The 17,730-nt window shown below is 53.1% G+C and carries 20 protein-coding genes and 1 pseudogene; 13 read left to right on the top strand and 8 right to left on the bottom strand.

What is annotated here, in order from left to right:
• Positions 1 to 19: 19 nt before the first annotated feature.
• On the bottom strand, positions 20 to 1,711 hold the full coding sequence (gene ilvB / locus VMT71_18705; protein ID HVN26006.1) for a biosynthetic-type acetolactate synthase large subunit: 1,692 nt from the start codon (positions 1,709 to 1,711) through the stop codon (positions 20 to 22).
• Between the two features lie 12 nt (positions 1,712 to 1,723).
• Complete coding sequence (locus tag VMT71_18710; GenBank protein HVN26007.1) at positions 1,724 to 1,924, bottom strand: hypothetical protein; 201 nt, start codon at positions 1,922 to 1,924, stop codon at positions 1,724 to 1,726.
• A 272-nt stretch (positions 1,925 to 2,196) separates the two neighbouring features.
• On the opposite strand from VMT71_18710, the gene VMT71_18715 reads away from it, so the two are divergent.
• The 4 genes from VMT71_18715 to VMT71_18730 all read left to right on the top strand — a co-directional run bounded on the left by VMT71_18715 (position 2,197) and on the right by VMT71_18730 (position 6,062).
• On the top strand, positions 2,197 to 3,123 hold the full coding sequence (locus VMT71_18715; protein HVN26008.1) for a glycosyltransferase: 927 nt from the start codon (positions 2,197 to 2,199) through the stop codon (positions 3,121 to 3,123).
• Entirely contained in the window at positions 3,120 to 4,046 is a 927-nt protein-coding gene (locus VMT71_18720) for a formyltransferase (protein HVN26009.1), read from the top strand. The genes VMT71_18715 and VMT71_18720 overlap by 4 nt, the downstream gene beginning before the upstream one ends.
• Positions 4,043 to 5,080: a bifunctional UDP-4-keto-pentose/UDP-xylose synthase gene (locus VMT71_18725; protein HVN26010.1), complete on the top strand. Its 1,038-nt coding sequence runs from the start codon at positions 4,043 to 4,045 to the stop codon at positions 5,078 to 5,080. Before VMT71_18720 ends, VMT71_18725 begins: the two co-directional genes overlap by 4 nt.
• Positions 5,081 to 5,162: 82 nt before the next feature.
• Positions 5,163 to 6,062: a polysaccharide deacetylase family protein gene (locus tag VMT71_18730; protein HVN26011.1), complete on the top strand. Its 900-nt coding sequence runs from the start codon at positions 5,163 to 5,165 to the stop codon at positions 6,060 to 6,062.
• Positions 6,063 to 6,264: 202 nt separating this feature from the next.
• Here the strand turns inward: VMT71_18730 and groL are convergent, their stop codons facing one another.
• Together groL and groES are read right to left on the bottom strand one after the other, a co-directional pair.
• Positions 6,265 to 7,896, bottom strand: a complete 1,632-nt coding sequence (gene groL / locus VMT71_18735) for a chaperonin GroEL (protein ID HVN26012.1) — start codon at positions 7,894 to 7,896, stop codon at positions 6,265 to 6,267.
• Positions 7,897 to 7,914: 18 nt separating this feature from the next.
• Positions 7,915 to 8,205 (bottom strand): co-chaperone GroES, encoded by a 291-nt coding sequence (gene groES / locus VMT71_18740; GenBank protein ID HVN26013.1) that lies wholly within the window; start codon positions 8,203 to 8,205, stop codon positions 7,915 to 7,917.
• A gap of 165 nt (positions 8,206 to 8,370) precedes the next feature.
• On the opposite strand from groES, the gene VMT71_18745 reads away from it, so the two are divergent.
• Entirely contained in the window at positions 8,371 to 8,517 is a 147-nt protein-coding gene (locus tag VMT71_18745; GenBank protein HVN26014.1) for a hypothetical protein, read from the top strand.
• 12 nt (positions 8,518 to 8,529) lie between these two features.
• Positions 8,530 to 8,805: pseudogene (locus tag VMT71_18750) on the top strand (hypothetical protein).
• 29 nt (positions 8,806 to 8,834) lie between these two features.
• Here VMT71_18750 and VMT71_18755 read toward each other — a convergent pair.
• Together VMT71_18755 and VMT71_18760 are read right to left on the bottom strand one after the other, a co-directional pair.
• Positions 8,835 to 9,311 (bottom strand): C40 family peptidase, encoded by a 477-nt coding sequence (locus VMT71_18755; protein ID HVN26015.1) that lies wholly within the window; start codon positions 9,309 to 9,311, stop codon positions 8,835 to 8,837.
• Positions 9,308 to 9,991 carry an HAD-IB family phosphatase gene (locus VMT71_18760; protein ID HVN26016.1) on the bottom strand — a complete coding sequence of 228 codons (684 nt, stop codon included), beginning with the start codon at positions 9,989 to 9,991 and terminating at the stop codon, positions 9,308 to 9,310. The genes VMT71_18755 and VMT71_18760 overlap by 4 nt, the downstream gene beginning before the upstream one ends.
• A gap of 175 nt (positions 9,992 to 10,166) precedes the next feature.
• Here VMT71_18760 and VMT71_18765 point away from each other — a divergent pair, with 175 nt between their 5' ends.
• From VMT71_18765 to VMT71_18775, 3 genes are read left to right on the top strand one after another with little or no spacing between them, the layout of a single operon-like run.
• Positions 10,167 to 10,994, top strand: a complete 828-nt coding sequence (locus VMT71_18765) for an amidohydrolase family protein (protein ID HVN26017.1) — start codon at positions 10,167 to 10,169, stop codon at positions 10,992 to 10,994.
• Entirely contained in the window at positions 10,991 to 11,551 is a 561-nt protein-coding gene (locus VMT71_18770) for a class I SAM-dependent methyltransferase (GenBank protein HVN26018.1), read from the top strand. The genes VMT71_18765 and VMT71_18770 overlap by 4 nt, the downstream gene beginning before the upstream one ends.
• Positions 11,548 to 12,162 (top strand): L-threonylcarbamoyladenylate synthase, encoded by a 615-nt coding sequence (locus VMT71_18775; GenBank protein HVN26019.1) that lies wholly within the window; start codon positions 11,548 to 11,550, stop codon positions 12,160 to 12,162. The genes VMT71_18770 and VMT71_18775 overlap by 4 nt, the downstream gene beginning before the upstream one ends.
• Here VMT71_18775 and VMT71_18780 read toward each other — a convergent pair.
• Entirely contained in the window at positions 12,140 to 12,481 is a 342-nt protein-coding gene (locus VMT71_18780; GenBank protein ID HVN26020.1) for a zinc ribbon domain-containing protein, read from the bottom strand. The genes VMT71_18775 and VMT71_18780 overlap by 23 nt on opposite strands.
• A gap of 125 nt (positions 12,482 to 12,606) precedes the next feature.
• On the opposite strand from VMT71_18780, the gene VMT71_18785 reads away from it, so the two are divergent.
• The 4 genes from VMT71_18785 (at position 12,607) to arsS (ending at position 15,736) form a co-directional block, all read left to right on the top strand.
• Complete coding sequence (locus VMT71_18785) at positions 12,607 to 13,437, top strand: ARMT1-like domain-containing protein (GenBank protein HVN26021.1); 831 nt, start codon at positions 12,607 to 12,609, stop codon at positions 13,435 to 13,437.
• A complete protein-coding gene (locus VMT71_18790; GenBank protein ID HVN26022.1) occupies positions 13,427 to 14,365 on the top strand; it encodes a DnaJ C-terminal domain-containing protein in 939 nt (312 codons plus the stop codon). Before VMT71_18785 ends, VMT71_18790 begins: the two co-directional genes overlap by 11 nt.
• 73 nt (positions 14,366 to 14,438) lie before the next feature.
• Positions 14,439 to 14,771 (top strand): arsenosugar biosynthesis-associated peroxidase-like protein, encoded by a 333-nt coding sequence (locus VMT71_18795; GenBank protein ID HVN26023.1) that lies wholly within the window; start codon positions 14,439 to 14,441, stop codon positions 14,769 to 14,771.
• A 2-nt stretch (positions 14,772 to 14,773) separates the two neighbouring features.
• Positions 14,774 to 15,736: an arsenosugar biosynthesis radical SAM (seleno)protein ArsS gene (arsS, locus tag VMT71_18800; protein ID HVN26024.1), complete on the top strand. Its 963-nt coding sequence runs from the start codon at positions 14,774 to 14,776 to the stop codon at positions 15,734 to 15,736.
• Between the two features lie 19 nt (positions 15,737 to 15,755).
• On the opposite strand, the gene ligA is transcribed toward arsS, so the two are convergent.
• The coding region (gene ligA / locus VMT71_18805; protein HVN26025.1) for an NAD-dependent DNA ligase LigA at positions 15,756 to 17,730 on the bottom strand (1,975 nt) is incomplete at its 5' end.

The raw sequence follows: 17,730 nt of genomic DNA on the forward strand, positions 1-17,730 counted from the left end.
CCTCACGAGCACCATTGCCTCACACGAGTACCATCTCATTGAGCGGCGCGCCTGCTGGCACCATCGGATAAACGCATTCCTCCGGATCCACATGCACGTCGATAAATGTCGGTTTGCCGTTGCTGAAAGCTTTTTTCAGGATCTTGTCCACTTCCTTCTCGTCTTCGATCTCGTATCCTTCAGCGCCATACGCCTCCGCCAGCTTGACGAAGTCGGGTGAACACTGGAGCATGGAACAGGAATACCTCTTCTCGTAAAAGAACTGCTGCCACTGCCTCACCATGCCGAGGCAGCCGTTATTGAGGATTACCACCTTCACCGGCAGACAATGCTGTACCGCGGTGGCCAGTTCCTGAATGTTCATCTGTATACTGCCGTCGCCCGCAATGTCCACGACCAGCATGTCAGGGTGCGCTGCCTGAGCACCTAACGCCGCGGGAAAGCCATAGCCCATGGTACCCAGCCCGCCTGACGTCAGGATGGTGCGGGGCCTCACGAACTTGTAAAACTGCGCGGCCCACATCTGGTTCTGACCTACTTCAGTCGCAATGATGGCCTTACCTTTGGTAAGTTCGTAGATTCTCTCGATGACGTACTGTGGTTTGAGCAGATGCCCCTTTGAATACCCGAGAGGATATTTCTTCTTCCAGTCGGCGATAAGATCGAGCCACTCGGCAATACCGTGCTTGTAGTCACGCAATGCGCCCTTCTCTTCCTCCAGCGCTTCCAGCATCTTCTTTAGCACATTTTTCGAGTCGCCCACAATCGGGACATCGACCCGGATATTCTTGCTGATCGAGGTCGGATCGATATCTGCATGAATGATTTTTGCGTGAGAGGCAAAGCTGTCCGTCCTTCCGGTCGCGCGGTCGTCGAAGCGCGCGCCTATGGCTATGAGAAGATCAGACTGCATCACTGCCATGTTTGCGGCATAGGTGCCGTGCATGCCGAGCATTCCCATGAACTGCGGATGAGTGCCGGGAAACCCGCCGAGCCCCATCAGCGTGGTGCTGACAGGAAGGGAGAGCGCTTCTGCAAAAGCGAGGAGTTCCGGTGTGGCCTCGGACGAGATTATGCCGCCGCCCGTGTAAAGCACAGGCTTCTTCGATGAGAGTATCAACTTTACTGCACGTTTAATCTGACCCGGATGTCCCGCGTAGGTGGGCTGGTAGCTCCTGACATGGACTTTTTCCGGGTACTTGAATTCGGTCACTGCTGCCGAGACATCCTTGGGTATGTCGACAAGCACGGGGCCTGGTCTGCCGGAGCGCGCGATGTAGAACGCCTCTTTTATAATCCTCGGCAGATCTTTCACGTCTTTTACGAGATAGTTGTGCTTGGTGCAGGGGCGGGTGATGCCCACGATGTCGGCTTCCTGGAAAGCATCATTCCCTATCAGCATGGTGGCTACCTGGCCGGAGAAGACAACGAGAGGCACGGAGTCCATGTAGGCAGTCGCAATGCCGGTCACGGTGTTTGTCGCACCCGGACCTGACGTGACGAGGGCGACGCCTACTTTTCCGGATGCGCGGGCGTAGCCGTCCGCGGCGTGGACAGCGCCCTGCTCGTGCCGCACGAGGATCTGACGTATGTCAGCCCCGAAAAGTGCATCGGTGATGTAGAGAACCGCTCCACCCGGATAGCAGAAAATCGTATCAACGCCTTCTAACTTGAGAGCTTCGACCAGTATCTGCGAACCGTTTTTCTTCATACTTCTTTTCTTTTACCCCTCCGGCTGCCCCTTTTTCAGCTTCTCCATCAGGTCCTTGTAGTAAAGTTTCTTCTTCTTCAGCTCGCGTACCTCTACCTCTTCACTTTCGGTCAGGAAAGGTTTTTTAAGCAACATCTGCAGTCTCAAGTCTAGAGAGGTATGGTGGTTTTTTGCGTCGTTGTATAAATCTTCTCTAACCTTGTCGTCTTCCATGGATGAGTTTACCCTGCCCCATAAACTCTAGGATAAGATGTCGTCGTATAAATTTGCCGAATCCCGAAAAGGCCCCGTTGTGTCCCAGCGAGTACAGTTAGGATACGATATAGGCATACCCAAAGTCAATGCTCTCAGTCACTTTGGCTGACTCGGCGGCTTCTTTTTTTTATAGGATCAGTGGAATAATCTATTGAAAAATTGCTCGCGTTAGCCTATAAAACTGTATAACGTATCCCGTGCGGAAAAAGATTTTCTAATATGAGGGAGATATGGACAGGGTAGATATCTCTGTGCTGGTTCCGATTCTCAACGAAGAAGAATCTCTTCGCGAGCTCAATGAACGTCTGAGCAAAACTCTGGGGGCGCTGGGAAGGACCTACGAGATCATTTATATCAATGACGGAAGCACTGACAGCACGCAGCAGCTGCTGGATGAGTTTCACAGTAGGGATAGCCGTATCAGGGTAGTGGAATTCAACCGGAATTATGGACAACACATGGCGCTCTTCGCAGGCATGGAGCGCTCACGCGGCGACATGGCGATCACCATAGATGCCGATCTGCAGAACCCTCCCGAAGAGATACCGAAATTGGTGGCGAAAATCGATGAAGGTTATGAGGTCGTCGGCACATACCGCAAAGACAGAAAGGATTCGATTTTCAGGACACTGCCGTCATACATAGTCAACAAGGTCACTGCCAGGTTGGTCGGCGTTAACCTGCGCGATTGGGGATGCATGCTCCGGGCTTACAATAGGGACATTGTCGATTCTATGAACATGTGCGGAGAGTCGGCAAGCTTTATCCCCGCCCTGGCCGCCACCTTTGCGAGAAAGGTTGCTGAAATCGAGGTGCGGCATGAGGCCCGAAAAAAGGGCACGACAAAGTATAGCCTCTTCCGTCTCCTGCACCTCAACTTCGATCTGATGACGGGATTTTCTCTGCTGCCCATCCAGTTTATTGGTATGTTGGGTGTTTTAATCGCCCTGGTCGGCCTCGCGTTCGCTATTTTCCTCATCATCCGCCGCTTGGTTGTGGGCCCTGAGGTCGAGGGCGTATTCACCCTATTCGCTATCAACTTCGTATTCATGGGTGCAATGATATTTGCCCTCGGTGTTATCGGTGAATACATAGGAAGGATATATCAGCAGGTGAGGGGCAGGCCGCGATTTATTGTAAAGAAGGAACTTACGTGAGAGCGGCTGTCTTCGCGTATCACGAGATAGGTTATGTATGCCTCGAGGAAGTACTGGCCTCCGGCATGGAAGTGGCGTGCCTTTTCACCCACAAAGATGATCCCGACGAGGAAATATGGTTCAGAAGGCCCGTGGATTTGGCCCTGGAGCATGCCATTCCCGTGTATGATCCGGAAAGGCTGCGGGACGGGAAGTGGACAGATCTGCTCAAGGGCGTCGCACCAGACTTCATCTTTTCTTTCTACTATCGCTACATGATACCTCAGGATATCCTGGATTGCGCAAGACTTGCCGCGCTCAATCTTCATGGTTCGCTGTTGCCGAAGTTTCGCGGTCGCTGTCCTGTGAACTGGGTACTGATAAAAGGCGAGAAAAAAACCGGGGTCACCCTCCATGTGATGGAGGTGAAACCGGATGCAGGCGATATTGTGGCGCAGAGAGAAGTGGACATTACTTTCGAGGACACTGCCCACAGCCTGTTCCTCAAGTTAGCCTCTGCTGCGCGCACGCTGATGAAAGAGATACTGCCGCAACTCCTCTCAGGCGAAGTCCCGCGAGCGCCGCAGACCGGGGCCTCCTCCTATTTCGGCGGGAGAAGGCCTGAGGATGGGCTTGTCGATTGGTCCGCGAATGCACATACCGTGTATAATCTCATCAGGGCCGTCACACACCCGTATCCGGGAGCCTTCACATTTGTGGATGAAAAGAAACTGTTTATCTGGAAAGCCGAACCAATGGATATCCCATCGGCTGTACCGGCTGGTACCGTAATCTCGTTACGTCCCTTTGTGGTGGCTGCCAGCCAGGGGGCACTCCGTCTTGTTTCGGTGCAGCTCGAGGGCGAGCCTGAGAGCACAGCAGAAGAATTCGTCGATACCCACAAGCTGAAGCTGGAGGGTAAACATCTAGGAGGTACGTTGTGAAGGTACTTATATTAGGCATCAATGGCTTCATCGGTAACGCCCTGTCCGAAAGGATTCTCGGCGAAACGGACTGGGAACTGTACGGCATGGATATCCGGCAGGACAAGCTGGAGAAATGTCACGGCCAGAAGTGTTTCCATTTTGTTGAGGGAGACATTTCCATAAACAAGGAGTGGATCGAATACCACATTAAGAAATGTGACGTGGTGCTGCCGCTCGTGGCTATTGCTACGCCCGCGACCTACGTAAAAGAGCCGCTCAAAGTATTCGAGCTCGATTTTGAGCAGAACCTGCAGATCGTGAGACTGTGCGTGAAGTACGGAAAGAGGTTGATATTTCCCTCTACCTCGGAAGTGTACGGCATGTGCCCCGACAAAGAGTTTGACGAGGATAAGAGCCCGTTGGTAACAGGACCCATACCGATGCAGCGATGGATCTACAGTGCGTCCAAGCAGCTGCTGGACAGGGTCATCTGGGCCTATGGCTTCCAGAAAGGACTTAAATTCACCTGCTTCCGTCCCTTCAACTGGATTGGCCCGAAACTGGATGATCTGACCCTTGAGCCGGAGAAGGAGGGAAGCTCCAGGGTGGTTACGCAGTTCATATCGAGCCTCTTCCGGGGGGACACTATCAAGTTGGTTGACGGCGGCATGCAGAAGCGCTGCTTCACCTATGTTGACGACGGGATAGCCTGTCTGATGCAGATTATAGAAAACAAGAACGGCATGTGCGATGCGCAGATATTCAACATAGGCAACCCGAAGAATGAGGCGACGGTTAAGGAGCTTGCGCATAAGTTGAAAGAACTGTTCGTGAAGCATCCGGCCACGAAGCAGTACAAGAAGTATTCTGAGATCGTCGAAGTCTCATCCGGCGAATTTTACGGTAAAGGATATCAGGATATAGATTTCAGGGTTCCTTCTATCCGCAAGGCGCGGGAGATCATCGGGTGGGAGCCCAAGGTTGATCTTGATACTGCGCTCAGGAAGACGATCGAGTATTATCTCGAATCCAATACAAAAATCGAGGAGTAAGCTAAGGCTCAGTGACTCCCTCTCACATATTACGGCTCGTCTTACGGCTCACCGCTCAGGGCTCACGGCTCACGGCCTCTCTATGACCCGCATCATTGGCCTGAAAGTTGATGTGGATACCTGCGAGGGGATGAAGCGCGGGGTTCCGAAGCTCGCCGCACTCTTTAAAAAGCATGGGGTGCGGGCGAGTTTTTTTGTGCCGATGGGCAAAGATCACACAGGCTGGACCGCAAAGCGGGTTTTCACAAGACGAGGCTTCATGTCCAAGGCAGGCCGCGTGGGCGTTGTGAGTACCTATGGCGTTAAAACGCTCATGTACGGGCTTCTTCTGCCGGGACCAAACATAGCACTCAAGAACGCTCCCTTGCTTCGTTCCCTGGCGGAAGAAGGTCATGATGTGGGCATTCACGGGCTGGACCATGTCTACTGGCATGACCACATCAAGGGAATGAGTGGGGACAATACGAGAAATATACTGACAGAGGCTGTATCTACGTACCGGCGGATCATGGGAAGTGATCCACACTCTTTTGCGGCGCCCGGGTGGATGATCAATCAGCATGCGCTGGCTTTCTTTGAGGAGAACGGGTTTACATACAGCAGCGATGTCAGAGGGAAGACGATTTTTCTGCCAAAGCTTGCAGGAAGGACGTTCAAGCTTCCTCAGGTTCCCACTACTCTTCCGACCCTGGATGAGGCTGTGGGTCTGAAAGGAAGCGACCAGGAGAGCCTTGCGCGCTTCTTCGTCAGTTCCCTCACTGACGGAATAAACATCCTTACGGTGCACGCCGAACTGGAGGGCAAAAACTGGGCAGGATTCCTGGAATCGGTTCTCACTGAAACGAAGGCTCGCGGATTCAGGTACGAGCGACTGGATGAGATTGTAGCGGCTGTCCAGACTGAAGGTCCATTGCCTGTGCACGAGATTGGATTCGGTTTTGTCGAGGGCAGGGCAGGGGAAGTAGCCCTTGAGAAATTCTAAATTCTAATGTCGAAATCCTAAGGGGTGTCGAATAACGAAACCCCAACAGTTCAGATCGGCATAGTCAGTTTGTATATTCGATAACCCGCAAGCGGGTGCCCGGGCTTCTCTAGGATTTCGATATTGGGATTTGAATGGCAGCAAAAAGGGGGCCGAAGCCCCCTTTTTTTGTAAACTGTTAACTGGTAACGGGTAACCGTTCTTAATACATATCCCCCATTCCACCACCAGGCGGCATAGGCGGGAAGGGTGCTTTTTCCTTCGGTTTCTCAGCGATCATCGCATCGGTGGTCAGGAGAAGTGATGCGACTGAGGCTGCATTCTGGAGCGCAGTCCGGGCGACCTTTGTCGGATCGATAATGCCGGCTTCCATCATGTCGTCCACGTATACCTCTTTAGATGCGTCAAAGCCGTAGTTGCCTTTGCCTGTTTTCACCTTCTCGATGACGATAGAGCCATCGTACCCTGCGTTGTTGGCAATCCACCGGATAGGCTCTTCCAGGGACTTCGCCACGATCTTGATACCAAACTGCTGCTCGCCTTCCAGCTTCATTTTGTCCAGTTTTGTCAGGGAGCGAATAAAGCCAACGCCGCCGCCGGGAATGACACCCTCTTCCACTGCAGCCTTGGTCGCATTGAGCGCGTCCTCGACGCGAGCCTTCTTCTCTTTCATTTCGGATTCTGTCGCGGCTCCAACATTGATCACAGCCACGCCGCCCACGAGTTTCGCCAGTCTCTCCTGGAGCTTCTCTCTGTCGTAATCAGAGGTCGTCTCTTCGATCTGGGTCCTTATCTGTTTCACGCGCGCTTCGATCTCTTTCTTGTCGCCTGCGCCGTCAACGATCGTCGTGTTGTCTTTGTCAATGACTATCCTCTTTGCAGAGCCGAGATCCTTCATGCCGATGGTCTCAAGCTTGATTCCCAGTTCTTCGGAAATCATCTGGCCGCCGGTAAGGATTGCGATATCCTCAAGCATTGCCTTTCTTCTTTCGCCAAAGCCAGGTGCCTTCACTCCGGCGACCTTCAGGGTGCCTCTCAGCTTGTTGACAACGAGCGTGGCAAGCGCCTCACCCTCGACATCTTCCGATATGATCAAAAGAGATCTGCCCATCTTGGCCACCTGCTCCAGAACCGGAAGCAGATCTTTCATCGTGCTTATCTTCTTCTCGTTAATGAGAATGAGCGGCTCGTCCAGGACGGCCTCCATCTTCTCAGGGTTCGTCACGAAGTAGGGAGAAATGTATCCTTTGTCGAACTGCATACCCTCGACGATCTCCAGGCTTGTCTCAATTGCTTTTGCCTCTTCGACGGTGATAACGCCTTCTTTGCCCACTTTACCCATTGCTTCGGCTATGATGTTGCCGATGGTCTCATCGTTGTTCGCGGAGATAGTGCCGACCTGGGCGATCTCTTTCTGATCTTTGGTCGGTTTGGAAAGCTTCTTCAGTTCGTCGACGACCGTCTCTACTGCCTTCTCAATGCCTCTTTTCAGCTCCATAGGATTATGGCCTGCAGCGACCAGCTTGGCGCCTTCCCTGTAAATTGCCTGCGCCAGAACTGTGGCTGTGGTCGTGCCGTCGCCGGCAACGTCAGAGGTCTTGCTCGCAACCTCTTTTACCATCTGCGCGCCCATGTTCTCGAACTTGTCCTCTAACTCGATCTCCTTGGCCACTGTTACGCCGTCTTTTGTAACGGATGGAGACCCGAAGGTCTTCTCCAGAATTACGTTCCTGCCTTTTGGGCCGAGGGTTACCTTCACCGCATCGGCGAGCGTGTTGACGCCCTTGAGAAGTGCTTCCCTCGCTTTCTGATCGTACATTATTTCCTTAGCCATCTTATTCGCCTCCTTCCTTTAGTCTTGAACAATAGCAAGAACGTCATCTTCCCGCAGGATGAGATGCTCCTCGCCGTCAATTTTGATCTCGGTCCCGGAATACTTGCCAAAGAGGATCTTGTCGCCCGGTTTCACTGTCAATGGAGCTTTCTGGCCGCTTTCCAGTGTCTTACCGTCTCCTACGGCAACGACACGACCTTCCTGAGGCTTCTCTTTGGCCGAGTCGGGAATGATAATACCGCCCTTTGTCTTCTCCTCTTCCTCGATCCTCTTAATGACGATCCTGTCCTGTAATGGTTTGATCTTCATCGTATCACACTCCTTTCGTTTGGATGTAAATCTGTTAGCAATCGGCTCTGATGATTGCCAAGGGTAATATATTTATAATTGGCAGCCTTGTCAAGTCCTCGCCAGAAATTTTTTTGAAAATCGATCGGCTGTTGATTCTTGAGCAATTTAGTATTAAACTGCTGCATGCGCCGGGTTGTCCTCAGTTTCTTGACGCTGCTGCTGTTCGTCCTGTCGGTTGCGCCTGTCTCTGCAATCACCTACCAGGAAGGCGTCAGGACTGCCAAGAGCGAGAATAAGCCTCTCTATCTTTATTTTTACACTGACAGCTGACCCTACTGCCGATTAATGGACAGGTCTGTCCTAGGAGACACGGAAGTCGAAGCCCAGCTCAAGAAGGATTTTGTCTACGTTCGCATCAACGTGGACAAGTCGGATGACATCGCCAGGCTCTATGGAATAAGAGGCTACCCATCATCCTGGTTTCTGGAGCCAACCGGTGCGAGAGTTGTCGAGGTCCCGGGCTACGTAGACAAATCCCTTTTCAAGAAAGTGCTGCAGTTCGTCAAGGGCGGCTATTACAAGTCTACCGATATAAACTCCTACCTGAAGAAGCACTAGAAGGCTCGCAGCCTACGACTCAACGCTTCTCACATAACCCGCCTAAAATGCGAGAGACCTTTTCGCCAATAAGGCAAATCGAGGCTCCCAACGGTAACGCCTCTCGAGGTGGAGGCGTGAATGAACTCCCGGTGGTTCATCATGATGCCGATGTGGTAGTTCTTCTTGATGGTGAAGACAACGAGGTCGCCTGTCAGCACATTTTCCCTGGACACCTCATAGCCTGTTCGGACCAGTTCGTCAGTGGTATACGGTATGGTGATGTTGTAGCGTTTATACACGTAGTACACAAACCCGCTGCAATCGAATGCCTCGGGGCCCTTGGCACCTATTCTGTAGGGCTTTCCTATCAGACCGCTGGCGTACTGCACTATGGCTTCACCCTTCTGAGAAGGCTCGACGGGTCCCTCATAAATGCGTACCTTTTTCGGTGCGCACCCCGCCAGGAGCGTCATCGCGCCAAGCATGCCAAGAAGGGTCAGAAGCGTAAGCCTTTGGCTTCTCACGAGTGCAAACTCAGCACTTCGGTCGCGGCTGCAAGCGAGCCGTTGTAGACAACATGGTCCACCAGGGATAGCAGATCCGGACGAAGGTTGTAGCCAATCGCGAGACCGACTGACTCGAACATGCCCCGGTCCCCTTCGCCATCACCAATTGCTGCAGCCTCCGAACGTTCAACGCCCAGTTCTCCCAATATCCGCTTCACCCAGTGCCCCTTGCTATCATGCTGCACGTGAATGTTGATTTCCCCGGTAAGCAGGCCATCACGCGCCACGAGTACATTGGAGAGGGCCCGTCCGATCCCCAACTCAACCTTTACCCGCTCTACCAGGAGAGAAAGGCCCGTCGATAGAATCACTGAGAAGATGCCCCTGGCGTGAAGCCACCCGACCAGATCGTGCGCGCCTTCGTGGTAGGCTATTTCACGTATCACTGCCATGACGCGCTCCACCGAAAGACCCTTCCAGAGAAGCGCGTCTCTCTTGCAGAATTCGTTGTAATCTATCTTTCCTTCCCTGAAGAGGCGCTGGAACTCATCGGCGTTGTCGTCCCACAGGCCGAGTCTTCGATGGAGGTATTCCCAGCTACTTTTGACCGTGGTGAGTGTCCCGTCGCAGTCAAGAAAAACGACCTTCAGCGGCATTATTTTGGTTATAGCATCAAACAACTCAAAAAATCCATACATGGGGCTCACGTCGCCCCCTCCATCGGCAAAAGCCGCTGGAGCCTCCCCCTCTCGCGAGCTCTCGCTCGCTACCCCTTCGGGGATACAGCATGGGGCTCACGTCGCCCCCTCCACCCTCCAACCGCTCTTCAAATTTATTTCTATAAGGGCGCGAGAAGCTTTATAATTAAGGAGCATGACAATCATCGATGCTCATACGCATGTTTTTCCGGCTGACGTAATAGATAGAAGGGACCGAATTGCGTCAAAAGATGACCGCTTTTCGCTGCTGTACGGAAATCCAAAGGCGAGGATGGTAGACGAGACGGGGCTTGCCCACTACATGGCCGAACAGGAGATTGATCGCGCCGTCGTGTGCGGCTTTGGCTTTAAGGACCGGGCGCTCATCACCGCCTGTAATGCGTATATTCTGGATGTGGCACGACGCAACCCAAAGGTGATCCCCTTTGCAATGGTGGACGTGAAAGACAAAGCGTTTGCCATTAAAGAAGCAGAGCGCGCCATTCAGGCAGGTGCGCGTGGAATAGGAGAGCTGGCTTTCTACGAAACGGGATTCGGTGAAAAGGAGAGAAAAGCGCTGGACATCGTCGCCGACTGCGCTCAGGAGAACGGCCTGCCCCTTATGCTTCACGTGAATGAGCAGGTAGGGCACGCGTATCATGGCAAGACCAGAATGGATTTTCAGGAGCTCGTTTTTTTTGTTGAAAGCCACCCTGAGCTCGTGACTATATTGTCCCATCTCGGTGGCGGTATCTGCTTCTACGAATTCATGCCGGAGATCAGAGAGGCGTTCGCTCGCGTCTATTATGATCTGGCAGCGGTGCCGCTGCTCTACACCAACGAGGTTTACAGGTTTGTCACCGGGTGCATGCCCGATAAGGTGCTTTTCGGATCGGATTATCCTCTGCTCTCCTACAAGAGATACGCGCGGGACATGGATACTCTCGAAGAGGGAGAAAAAGAAAAGCTGGTCTATATCAATGCGAGGCAGTTGTTCGGATGACGGACTGGGATAAGAGGTATCAGGAAGGTTTCTACTCGGGCCCACTGCAGCCCCATCAGCTCGTAAGACGATTCTGGAGCATGGTACCAGAGGGACGTCCTGTACTTGACATTGCGATGGGCACGGGAAGGGATCTGTTCCTCTTCGCTGAGAAGGGTTGTTTCTGCTGCGGGCTCGATCGTTCCTGGGAGGGAATAAGAATGGCGCTCCGGGAGGCCGCAGAACGCGGCGTGGAGATCTTTCCAATATACGGCGACGCGTACCGGCTTCCCTTCAAGAAAGGGTCCGCGGGCGCCGTACTTGTGTTCGACTTTCTCATACGGGAGATGATGGGTGATCTCCCTTCCTTGCTTAGCCCCGGCGGCATTCTGCTGTACGAAACGTTTCTGAAGCATCAGAACAACGTCGACGGGCCACACAATCCTGACTATCTGCTGCATGACGGCGAACTTATCGGCTACTTCAGAGGGCTTGATCTCTTGTTTTATGAGGAGGGCGTTTACCTCTTCAACGGAAGGAAGCGGGCTGTAGCCAGATATGTAGGGAGGAAACGATGATTGTCGAATGGGACCCTTCGAGGCCCAAAAGAAAGGTAACCGATGCCATACTGGGGGCGTTGCAGAACGGTGAGATCATTGCCTACCCGACAGATACCTTTTACGGGCTTGGCTGCGACCTGTTCAACGTGAAGGCCATCAGGCGCCTCTATGAAATTCGGGGATTAAACGAGAAGAGACCTCTCAGTGTCATTTTCAAGGACTTCAAAGAGGTCAGCATTTACGCAGTGATGAGTGATTTCGCCTTTCGCGTGCTCAAGGTCTCTCTTCCCGGTCCCTACACCTTCATTCTCCAGGCCCGGAGGATCATACCGCGTCTCATGATGTCAGGTAAAAAAGAGGTCGGCGTAAGAATGCCGAACCATCCTGTGCCGATGGCGCTTGCGCGTCTTCTCGAGCGGCCGCTTATCAATACCAGCGCCAAAAGCCAGACCCTCGGGTTGCTGACCGATCCCAAGGAGATCGACCGTTACCTGAAGGGCTCCGTCGCCCTTGTCATTGATGGCGGCCTTATTCCGGGCGAGCCATCGACCGTCGTAAGTCTCGTGGATGATGAGGTGAAAGTGCTTCGAGAAGGAAAAGGGCCGATCAGAGATCTTCTTGCGAGCTAGATTCCGCGCCCGAGAGAGCTTCTTCCATCTCTTGTTCGAAGCCTTCCCCCATTTCATCGCCAAGCTCCCGGCCCATGCGTTTCATTATCTTCTCCACGCTCCTCGGGTCGTTCTCGTCCAGGTCGGATAACTTGCTCGGATCGAGCAGGCTTTCCATCCTGCTCTCCTCACTCTTCAACACGGAGACGCGGGAGAGAATGCGCCGGACATCTCTTGTGTTGCAGGCCTTGCAGTAAGGCTCGATCTCTTCTGATGCCCGCAGGAGCAAAAAGGAGGAAACCTTTTTGCATTTGTCACAGTAGTATTCGTAGATAGGCATGGAAGCTCCTCTTCTCCTCTGGTAAGTTCACCTTGTGCGTGTCCTTTTCAGGAGCGTGCAAACTCGATACCATTATACTATTTTCGTGAATTTGAATTGTAAAGGCTTTGGGTATATGTTTAATCATGAAAGCAAAAGAACGATGTTATGCCTGCCTGCGAGACCTTGCCCGGCAGACCGTGAGTCTTTCAGGTGCTGATGGTGCGCTGATTGAGCGGTCATTTGACTTGATCGACCGGCTTTGTACTCCTGACACAAATCCGACCGCGGTATCAAACCAACTCCTCAAGTTCATAAGGGCCGAGACAGGTGTGTCGGATCCTTTTGCGGCGAAGAAGGCCCTGGAATTGAGCCAAGCCAGGAAAGCGGCCGCGGAGTTTCAATGCCTTGTCAATGAGGGTCTGGAGGGCGTATTGAAATATTCCTGCCTGGGCAATTCCCACGATTATTTCGGCGGTGCATACAACGTAGCGGATTTCCGCTTTGTAGCCGATATCGAAAGCATCCGCGGAGCAGTTGTGAGCTCTGGTAGCAGGGCGTTACTCTTTGGCGATAACGTAGGCGATTTCTTCTTTGATCTGCCGTTGATCCGCTTGCTGGAGAACGCCGGAAAGTTTGTCTATTATGCGGTCAAGGAGGGACCGGCTCAGAATGACCTGTCAATGACTGACGTCGCAATGTACCGCCTGTGCGATCTTTTTCCGAATATAATCTCCACCGGTGCCGATGAAGTCGGCATAACACGAGAGCGCATGTCTCAGACCGTCAACGATCTGTGGGAGAGCGATGCAGTGGTTATTGCAAAAGGCATGGGCAATTATGAGTCCATCTCGGAATTCCACGGCGGCAGGCGTGTGATATATATTCTTAAGGTGAAATGCAAGACTGTTGCTGAAGCGCTCGGCCGTGATGTGGGCGAGCATACTTCCTTTGTGGGGGGTGTCAATGGCTGGTAAAAAAGATTATTACGAAATTCTCGGGGTGCAGAAGAGCGCGACTGAAGACGACATCAAAAAGGCTTACAGAAAGCTTGCAATGAAATATCACCCTGACCGGAACCCCGGCAACAAACAAGCCGAGGAGCATTTCAAGGAGATCAACGAAGCGTACGCGGTGCTCAGCGATGCGGAGAAGAGAAAACAGTACGATACCTATGGCATGAGCGGTTTTCAGCAGAGGTACTCCCAGGAAGACATATACCGCGGTTTCAATATTGGTGATCTTTTCAAGGACCTTGGTTTTGGCAACAAGGATCTGTTCAGCATCATTTTCGGTGGCAGGCAAGCTGGAAGAGAGCAGGGCAGAGGAGGCAGGCGGGGGTTTGACTTTAATCCGGAGGATTTTGCAGCGAGGCAGCAGAGGCCTGCCGGAGATCTCGATCTCAACTATGAACTGGAAATTCCCTTCATGGATGCTATCAGGGGATCGGAAAAGAGGCTCTCCTTCAGCGGGCCTCAAGGAACAGAGGAGATCAAGGTCAAAATACCCAAAGGCATCAATTCAGGCCAGCGCTTACGACTCCAGGGAAAAGGCAGCAAGGACCCCTACACAGGAAGAGCAGGAGACCTGTACGTAACGGTCAAAGTGGGGGAGCATCCGGTCTTCAAAAGAGTGGGCAATGATCTCTATGTTACCAAGGAGATAACGTTCAGCGACGCCGCACTGGGTGGCAGCGTGGAGGTGCCGACTATTGACGGAGCCAAGCAGATAAGGGTTCCCCCCGGGGTCAAGGCTTCCACCAAAGTTCGGATGAAGGGCCTTGGCGTATCGCAGGCTGGTATGGCACCAGGAGACCAGTACGTGGAGATTGCAATTGACGTTCCCAAGCGTCTCACTGACCGGCAAAAGTCGCTGCTGGAAGAACTGAAGAAAGAAGGGCTGTAGTCCGGAACTCATTGTCTCACGCTCGATGCTGCCCTATTAGTACTAGAGAAAGAAATTGAGAAGGGAGTTGCCCATGGGAGAATACTATGAGAAAAAGGATCTTGAAGATTTCGGCAATATAGGAGAGTACGCACCTGATCTGGGAAAGAAGTACTTCGATTATTACGGTGAGACCATGAAAGCGGGTGCCCTGAGCGAACGGGAAAAGGCGCTCATTGCGCTCGCCGTTGCTACGACACAGACCTGTCCCTACTGCATTGACGCGTACACCAACCAGTGCCTGACGCTCGGTATATCGAGGGAGGAGATGATGGAGGCGGTACATGTCGGAGCGGCAATGACCGCGGGGATTGTGCTGGCCCATTCGACACAGATGAGAAAGATCATACAGCAGAAGGAGATGTAGACGTGTTGGCATCCGTTGTCGTGCCCTCCTTCGGAGAAAAGTCCGGGGCGCCTCTCAAGGCGACAAGCGTTGACATTCTTCAGATCAATCTTGGCTACCGGTGCACGCTTGAGTGCAGGCACTGTCATGTGGAAGCGGGCCCGCGGAGATCTGAGACTATGTCCCGGGATGTGCTGGAGCAGTGCCTGGTTGTCCTGAAAAATAATTTGATACCGACGGTCGACGTGACCGGTGGCAGTCCCGAGTTGCACCCGGATGTATGCTGGCTCCTAGACGAGTGCGGTGCGTTGCAGCGGCGCATCATCATACGGAGCAATGGTGTGCTTCTTTGCGACGGAGAGCGGGAAGGCCTTCTGGAGCTCTGCGCCCGCAACCGGGTTGAGATCGTTCTCTCGTTGCCCCATGTCACGCCAAGGATGACCGACCGGCAGAGAGGAGAAGGTGTATTCGCAAAAGTGATAGGGGCGATGAAACGGCTCAATGCATTGGGCTATGGCGAGCCGGGCAGCAGTCTTCTGCTCGACATTGTCCATAATCCCACCGGGGCGTACCTTCCCGGCTCCCAGGCCAGCCTTGAATCACTCTACAGGCAGAGTCTCCGCGAGCGTTACGGGGTAAGCTTCACCCGTCTATTCTGCATCACAAACATGCCTGTCGGCCGTTACCTGGACTATCTTGTCAGGACAGACAACTACAATGAGTACATGAGCAGCCTGATCAAGGCCTTCAACGTGGCTGCGCTGGAGAGAGTCATGTGCAAATCAACTCTGTCAGTCGGCTGGGATGGGAGTCTCTATGACTGCGATTTTAACCAGGTGCTGGGCCTGACCGTCAATCATGGTGCGCCCCCTCACATCTCCTCATTCGACATGAGCCTGCTCGCGTCAAGACGAATCGTTGTGGGTGACCACTGTTACGGCTGCACAGCCGGTTCAGGCAGTTCCTGCCAGGGGCAAACAGCCTGATGAGCAGCGTGCAGAGCCTTTACCTGCCCTCTTCGATCAACGCCAGGAGCTCATCGTAGGAAATAGTCTTAACACCGAGTGCCGCAGCCTTCTGCAGCTTGGAGCCCGCATCTTCTCCAACCACAAGGAAACTGGTGCTCTTCGAGATGGACGAGGCAGCACGTCCCCCGAGCGAATCGATAAGGTCCTCGATCTCTTTTCTTGGTTTGGGCAGGGTCCCCGTCATGACGAACGTGAGCCCGTCGAAAGGCTTCTTCTCTTCACTTACCGTCTCGAAATCGGGATTGGAGAGACGTAAGCCCAGCGCTTCAAGATTCTTCAATGTCTTGAGGTTGTCCGGATGGCTGAAAAAACTGGAGATGGAACTGGCGACCTTCTCTCCCATCTGCTTGATTGCGGTTATCTCTTCCATTCGCACGTGGTATAAGGACTCAAGAGTTCTGAAATTCTTTGCCAGCAGCCTGGCCGCGTACTCACCGACCTGCGATATCCCCAGCGCGTAGAGAAAGCGTGCAAGCGTCGTCTCTTTGCTTCTCGCTATCGCGTGTATCAGGTTCTCGGCAGATTTCTCGGCGAACCTGGGCAGCCGGAGCAGGTCCTCTTTTGTGAGCCTGAAAAGGTCCGAGAAGTTATGGATCAGCCCCTTAGAATAAAAGAGTTCAACATTTTTTTCCCCCAGGCCTTCGATATTCAATGCGTCGCGCGACGCAAAATGGATGATCCTCTCAACTACCTGTGCCGGACAGTCCAGGTTTATACACCGGACAGCCACTTCACCTTCTTCCCGAACAACCCTGCTGCCGCACGCAGGGCACGTATGGGGTATAGCAAAACGTTTTTCGGCTCCCGTCCGCTTCTCTTTTATTACCGCTACGACATGGGGGATCACGTCGCCTGCTCTTTCAACGACAACAGTATCGCCGATCCTGATATCCTTGCGCTCCATCTCGTCCCAGTTATGAAGCGTGCTCCTGGAGACTGTGACGCCGCCGATGCGCACCGGCTCGAATACAGCAAAGGGCGTCAATACCCCGGTCCTCCCCACGCTGGCGTGTATCTCGGCTATCCTGGTCGTGCTTTGATGGGCCTGGAACTTGTAAGCGATAGCCCAGCGCGGCTCTCTGGTCTTGAAGCCCAATGTCCCTTGCAGGTCAAAGTCATTCACTTTGATAACTGCCCCGTCAGTCTCAAAAGGGAAAGCGCTCCGTTTCGCCTCCACCTCATGCACAAGCTTGACTACTGCAGCAGGGCCGGTTGCGCGTTCCACAAAAGCCGGAGCCGGAAATTTCATCTTTTTGAGCCACTCGATAAATTCATAATGCGTTTTGAATGCCGCTCCCTTCAGATAGCCGAGACCGTAACAGGCCATGTGGAGTTTTCGCGCCACGGTGATTGCGGGATCCAGTTGCCGGACGGAACCTGCGGCAGCATTCCGGGGGTTGGCGAAAAGCGGTTCCCCGTTTCGTTCCCTTTCGGTGTTGAGTTTCTCGAATTCCGATCTGTCCATGTAGACTTCCCCGCGGATATCGATCTCCGCAGGGAACTTCCCATCCCCTTCGATCCTCAACGGTACAGCTCGTATGGTGCGAATGTTCTGCGTGATGTTCTCCCCTTCATAGCCGTCTCCGCGTGTGGATGCCCGAAGGAGAAGACCATCCTTATAGGTGAGTTCCACTGCCAGGCCATCGTATTTCGGCTCGACCGTGTACTCTATATCTCGGCTCGTGTCGAGGAACCTCTTCACTCTTTTGTCAAAGTCCGTCAGTTCGTCGTAAGAAAAGGCGTTGCCAAGAGAGAGCATCGGCTCAGTGTGGCGTACCTTTTCGAACTTCTCCAGAGGCGCCGCGCCCACTCTCTGTGTGGGAGAATCAGACAGAACATAGCCCGACTCTTCTTCCAATTTTTGCAGTTTGCGGTAGAGCCTGTCATACTCATCATCCCCGATTACCGGTGAGTCGAGGACATAATAGCGGTAGCTGTGGTAATTGAGTTCC

The organism is Syntrophorhabdales bacterium (assembly GCA_035541455.1).
Lineage (GTDB): Bacteria > Desulfobacterota > Syntrophorhabdia > Syntrophorhabdales > WCHB1-27 > JADGQN01.

Excerpts from the sequence above, each read along its gene's own strand:
- ilvB (HVN26006.1), bottom strand. The coding sequence starts at position 1,711 with ATGAAGAAAAACGGTTCGCAGATACTGGTCGAAGCTCTCAAGTTAGAA.
- VMT71_18710 (HVN26007.1), bottom strand. The coding sequence starts at position 1,924 with ATGGAAGACGACAAGGTTAGAGAAGATTTATACAACGACGCAAAAAAC.
- VMT71_18715 (HVN26008.1), top strand. The coding sequence starts at position 2,197 with ATGGACAGGGTAGATATCTCTGTGCTGGTTCCGATTCTCAACGAAGAA.
- VMT71_18730 (HVN26011.1), top strand. The coding sequence starts at position 5,163 with ATGACCCGCATCATTGGCCTGAAAGTTGATGTGGATACCTGCGAGGGG.
- groL (HVN26012.1), bottom strand. The coding sequence starts at position 7,896 with ATGGCTAAGGAAATAATGTACGATCAGAAAGCGAGGGAAGCACTTCTC.
- groES (HVN26013.1), bottom strand. The coding sequence starts at position 8,205 with ATGAAGATCAAACCATTACAGGACAGGATCGTCATTAAGAGGATCGAG.
- VMT71_18745 (HVN26014.1), top strand. The coding sequence starts at position 8,371 with ATGCGCCGGGTTGTCCTCAGTTTCTTGACGCTGCTGCTGTTCGTCCTG.
- VMT71_18760 (HVN26016.1), bottom strand. The coding sequence starts at position 9,991 with ATGTATGGATTTTTTGAGTTGTTTGATGCTATAACCAAAATAATGCCG.
- VMT71_18765 (HVN26017.1), top strand. The coding sequence starts at position 10,167 with ATGACAATCATCGATGCTCATACGCATGTTTTTCCGGCTGACGTAATA.
- VMT71_18770 (HVN26018.1), top strand. The coding sequence starts at position 10,991 with ATGACGGACTGGGATAAGAGGTATCAGGAAGGTTTCTACTCGGGCCCA.
- VMT71_18775 (HVN26019.1), top strand. The coding sequence starts at position 11,548 with ATGATTGTCGAATGGGACCCTTCGAGGCCCAAAAGAAAGGTAACCGAT.
- VMT71_18780 (HVN26020.1), bottom strand. The coding sequence starts at position 12,481 with ATGCCTATCTACGAATACTACTGTGACAAATGCAAAAAGGTTTCCTCC.
- VMT71_18785 (HVN26021.1), top strand. The coding sequence starts at position 12,607 with ATGAAAGCAAAAGAACGATGTTATGCCTGCCTGCGAGACCTTGCCCGG.
- VMT71_18790 (HVN26022.1), top strand. The coding sequence starts at position 13,427 with ATGGCTGGTAAAAAAGATTATTACGAAATTCTCGGGGTGCAGAAGAGC.
- VMT71_18795 (HVN26023.1), top strand. The coding sequence starts at position 14,439 with ATGGGAGAATACTATGAGAAAAAGGATCTTGAAGATTTCGGCAATATA.